Here is a 4732-nt window from a genome sequence, read left to right on the forward strand (position 1 = left end):
CGTAGACGACGGCCAGCACGGCGAGCCAGCCCACCAGCGCGGCGGTGTCGCCGCGCGCCACGGCCTGGTCGATGACGAGCCCGATCAGCACGGGGACCAGCGCCTCGCCGGCCTGGTGCCCGGCGCCGAGGACCGTGCCGAGCACCACATCGCGCCGCTGACCCCTGACCGCACCGCGCAGGACGTCCCGTCCTGACGGACCCCCAACCCCCACCGCACTCCTCCGGGCCGCCTCACCGCTCCCACGACCGGGAGCGAAACTTAGGTAAGGCTAGACTAAGTAAGAGGCGGTGGGCCAGGCAGGTGCCGATTCGTGTCCTGATCGCCGGTGTCGGCCGTCAGCTCCGGACCGCGAGCGAAGCGGTGTGCTCCCTGACCTGCTCCGGCGTCAGATAGGAGTTCGTGTACTCGAAGTCGTGCAGCGTGGCGGCCTTCTGCGCCTGGAAACCGGTCCGTACGAAGTCGTCACCGGCCACGGCGTTGAGCATCCAGTTGGTGAGCACCCGGGTCTTGGCGACATTGGTGCGCAGCGCCGACCAGTGGTAGCCACGGGCCACGGCCTGCGCGGGCAGACCGCGCAGCTCGATACCGAGCGGCTTGGACACCGCGTCCGCCCCGCCGAGGTCCACCACGAGGCCCAGATCCTTGTGCTTGTACGGCGTCAACTGACCGTGCCGCAGGGAAGCGAGGATGTTCTCCGCGATCGTGCGCCCCTGCCGCTGGGCGTGCTGTGCGGTCGGCGGGCACACGGCGTCGCCGCCCTTGGTCAGATCCGGTACGGCTGCGGCGTCACCGAGCGCGAACACACCGTCCGCGCCCGGCACTTTCAGCTCGGGGGTGACGACAAGGCGTCCGCGCGCGGTCTCCGCGTCCAGCGTCGCGATCAGCGGGCTGGCGGCGACGCCTGCCGTCCAGATCAGGGTGCGGCAGGGCAGAACCCGCCCGTCCGTGAAGGTCACTTCCTCCGGCGCCGCCTTGGCGATCGAGACGCCGAGCGACACCTCGATACCGCGCTTGCGCAGGATCTCCAGCGCGCTTCGGCCGAGCTTGTCGCCGAGTTCCGGCATCAGCTTCGGCGCGATGTCGATGAGATGCCACTTGATCAGCTTCGGGTCGAGCCTCGGGTACCTCTTGGCGGCGTTCATCGTGAGCCGCTGGAGACAGGCGGCGGTCTCGGTGCCCGCGTATCCGCCGCCGACCACCACGAACTGCAGCCGCGAGGCGCGCTCGGCCTCGTCCTGGCTGGCGTCCGCCAGGTCGAGCTGTGCGATCACATGGTCCCGGATGTAGGCGGCCTCCGCCAGCGTCTTCATCCCGCGCGCGTTGTCCACCAGACCGGGGATGTCGAAGGTCCGGGTGATGCTGCCCGGGGTGAGCACGAGATAGTCGTACGCCTCGTTGACCAGCTCACCCGTGATGTCGCGGACCACGCACACCTTCGCCTTCGGGTCGACACCCACGGCGCCGCCCGGCAGGATCCTCGTACGGTGCTTGCTGCTGCGGCGCAGCGAGACGGCGACGGACTGCGGCGTGAGCACACCTGCGGCGACCTGTGGCAGCAGCGGCAGGTAGAGCTGGTACGAGAAGGGCGTCACCAGACACACCTCCGCCTCACCGGGGGCGAGGGTGCGCTCCAGACGGCGTACACACTCCACCCCCGCGAAGCCGGCGCCCACCACGAGGATCCTGGGTCGTGCCACAGTGTCCGTCCCTTCTCATGCCCGCCGCACTGCCGGGCCTGCCTCACATGCCCCTTCGGCCAATCGTTTCCGCCACTACCCATCTTCGCGAGGCGAACACGTGGGCGCATTACGGAGCGGTTAATCACCCGTTCGAGTGATGACTGGTCTGCTAGCGTGCTGGTCATGAAGCGTGCCGCCATGACGACGACGCCGGAGAGTGTCCCGGCGCGCTGACTGCTGACCCAGTTCGAAGCCCCGGGGCGAGTGCCCCGGGGCTTCGCCGTGCGGTCCACTCGCCCTCAGTCCGCGAGGAGACCACCATGCACGACCACCGCAAGCTCGGCCGCGAGCTGGCTCTGTTCGACACCGACCCCCTGATGGGCGCCGGGCTGCCGTACTGGCTGCCCGACGGCGCGACCGTACGGCACACCCTGGAGGAGTACATCCGGGGCGCCGAACGCCGGGCCGGCTACCAGCACGTGTACTCACCCGTACTCGGAAAGCGGGAACTCTACGAGATCTCCGGCCACTGGTCCCACTACAGCGAGGACATGTTCCCGCCGATGGACGTCGGCGGGGAGCAGGTCGTCCTGCGGCCGAGCCTGTGCCCGCACCACGCGCTGATCTACCGGTCCCGTGCCCACAGCTACCGCGAACTGCCCCTGCGGATGGCCGAACTGGGCGGCATGTACCGCGCCGAGCTGTCGGGCGTGCTCGGCGGCCTCACCCGCGTACGGGCGATCCAGCTCAACGACGCGCATGTCTTCTGCACCCTGGACCAGGCAGCCGACGAAGCGGCCGCGGCCCTCGGACTGATCCGCCAGGCGTACGCGGCGCTCGGCATCCGCCCGGCGCGCTTGCAGCTGTCCCTGCCGGGCCCTTCGGGGAAGTACGTCGCCGACCCCGCCCTGTGGGAAAGGGCCACCGCGCTGCTGACCGACGTACTCGACCGCTCGGGTGTGGCGTACGACGCTGCGGAGGGGGAAGCGGCGTTCTACGGGCCGAAGATCGACGTGCAGATCGCCGACGGCGCGGGCCGCGAATCCACCCTCTCCACCGTCCAGGTCGACTTCCACCAGCCCGAGCGGTTCGGGCTGCGCTACATCGGCGCGGACGGCGGCAGACACCGGCCCGTCATGATCCACCGCAGTGTCGTCGGCAGCGTGGAGCGGGCCGTCGCGCACCTCGTCGAACAGCACGGCGGTGCCTTCCCCGGCTGGCTCGCCCCCACCCAGCTCGTGGTCCTGCCCGTCACCGACGACCAGCGCGGCCGGGCCGCCGAGTTCGTCCGCCGCTGCGCGGACCGGGGGCTGCGGGCGCGGCTCGCGGGACCCGAGCAGGGCACCTTGGGGGCCCGGATCCGGGCTGCCAGACTGGTGCCGTACCAGGCGGTGATCGGCGCCGAGGAAGCCGCCGACGACCTGGTCGCCCTGCGGCTGCGGGACGGCCGGCGGCTGGACGCGATGCCGACGGCCGAGGCGGTCATGCGCGTCGGGGCACTCGTCGACGCGCACACCACCCGCCTCTGGGACACCGACCCCGACCAGCCCATTCAGTGAACCGAGAAGGAGAGCACCGGAGATGACCGACCCCGTTCCCCTCACCGACGAGGAACTGGCCCACGCCCGCCGCAGCGTGGAACTGGCGGCCGAAGCCCTGGAAGGCGGCGACGAGCCCTTCGGGTCCGTCCTCGTCGGGGCCGACGGCACGGTACTCGCCGAGGACCACAACCGGGAGACGACCCTGGCCGACCAGACCCGCCACCCGGAGTTCGAGCTGGCGCGCTGGGCCGCGGCCCAGCTGACCGCCGAGGCCAGGGCCGCTGCCACCGTCTACACCTCGGGCGAGCACTGCCCGATGTGCGCGGCGGCCCACGGCTGGGTCGGGCTCGGCCGCATCGTCTACGCCAGCTCGGCGGCGCAGACGGCGGCCTGGCTCGCGGAGCTGGGGGCGGGACCCGCGCCCGTCGCCGTGCTGCCGATCAGCGAGGTGGCGCCCGGTGTGCCGACCGTGGGCCCGATCCCCGGCCTCGCCGAAGAGGTCCGCGAACTGCACCGCCGCTTCCGCACCAAGAGGGCCGGGACGGTGTAGCGGGGACGCGCACGTTCGCAGAGTCGAGGGCGAGGCACCCGAGGGCGAAGCCCGCTCCCCACGACCACGCGGTCACCGGGACCGCCACGCGACAGGCGGGGCAGCCGACGCTGCCCCGCCCTGTCGTCCGCCAGGCCTCGATGCCGCGCGCGACGCCGCAGACCTCCTCCGCCGTCGCTTCCACGTCGACCACGGTCCGAAAGAAGTCGCCCAAGGTGCGGAGGATAGGTGAACCGCCGCTGTCTCAGGGCTGGATACGGCGGGCGAGCCAGTCCAGGGCCTTTGGATACCGGTAGTCGATCCCGCCGTGGCCCGCGTCGAACAGCTCGAAGTGCACGGCCCCCTCCGGCAGTCCCGCCGCCCGCACCGCACCGTGGAACGCCTGGGCGCCGACGTCGAGGAAGTACTCGTCACGGGTACCCGCGTCGATCCAGACCGCGCGCAGTGAGGCGACCGCCTCCGCGCGCTCCGGGACCATCCGCACCGGGTCAAGGTCGAGCCACCGCTGCCAGACGGCGGGGATCAGCCGGCCGGTGTGCGGATCGAACGGCAGCAGCGGCGTCCCGTCGTCGGCGGCGGAGTAGCACGCGGCGACGCCGAGGACGGTCAGCAGCGCCTCGTCGCCCGGCCTGCCGGGGACGGGACGCGCCCGGAACTCCTCCCACCAGCGGAAGATGTCCCCGTCCCAGGGGCGCAGCGCGCGCACGGCCCCGGGGAACTCGGCCGCGTAGCAGTACTCGTACAACGCGTCGCCGGCGTGCGTGGCCAGCGCGCCGAACAGGTCGGGACGGAGCATCGGCGTGATCATCGCGCCGTAACCACCGCTGGACTTCCCTGAGATGGCGCGGTGGTCGCTGCTGTCCAGCGTGCGGTAGTGGGTGTCCACGTACGGCACGACCTCGTCGCACAGGTACGAGTGGTAGAGCCCGGTGCCCGGCGAGTCGAGGAACTGGCTGCCG

At 71.6% G+C, this 4732-nt stretch carries 3 protein-coding genes and 2 pseudogenes; 2 read left to right on the forward strand and 3 right to left on the reverse strand.

The genetic code is table 11. The features are described from left to right. Positions 1 to 214, reverse strand: a pseudogene (locus HY68_RS44220) (ABC transporter ATP-binding protein); the annotation flags it as partial. A 124-nt stretch (positions 215 to 338) separates the two neighbouring features. After that, entirely contained in the window at positions 339 to 1700 is a 1362-nt protein-coding gene (locus tag HY68_RS29815; protein ID WP_041994738.1) for an NAD(P)/FAD-dependent oxidoreductase, read from the reverse strand. A 296-nt stretch (positions 1701 to 1996) separates the two neighbouring features. Between HY68_RS29815 and thrS the strand changes: the two are divergent. Beyond that, positions 1997 to 3241 (forward strand): annotated as a pseudogene (gene thrS, locus HY68_RS29820) (threonine--tRNA ligase); the annotation flags it as partial. 22 nt (positions 3242 to 3263) lie between these two features. Beyond that, a complete protein-coding gene (locus HY68_RS29825; protein ID WP_041994744.1) occupies positions 3264 to 3773 on the forward strand; it encodes a nucleoside deaminase in 510 nt (169 codons plus the stop codon). A 244-nt stretch (positions 3774 to 4017) separates the two neighbouring features. Here HY68_RS29825 and HY68_RS29830 read toward each other — a convergent pair. Next, positions 4018 to 4732, reverse strand: a 715-nt coding sequence (locus tag HY68_RS29830; protein WP_041994747.1) for an alpha/beta hydrolase-fold protein, incomplete at its 5' end; no start/stop codon positions are given.

The organism is Streptomyces sp. AcH 505 (assembly GCF_000818175.1).
Classification (GTDB): domain Bacteria; phylum Actinomycetota; class Actinomycetes; order Streptomycetales; family Streptomycetaceae; genus Streptomyces.

What these genes read in the sequence shown, in the direction of transcription:
- HY68_RS29825 (WP_041994744.1), top strand. Translation starts at nt 3,264, where the DNA reads ATGACCGACCCCGTTCCCCTCACCGACGAGGAACTGGCCCACGCCCGC.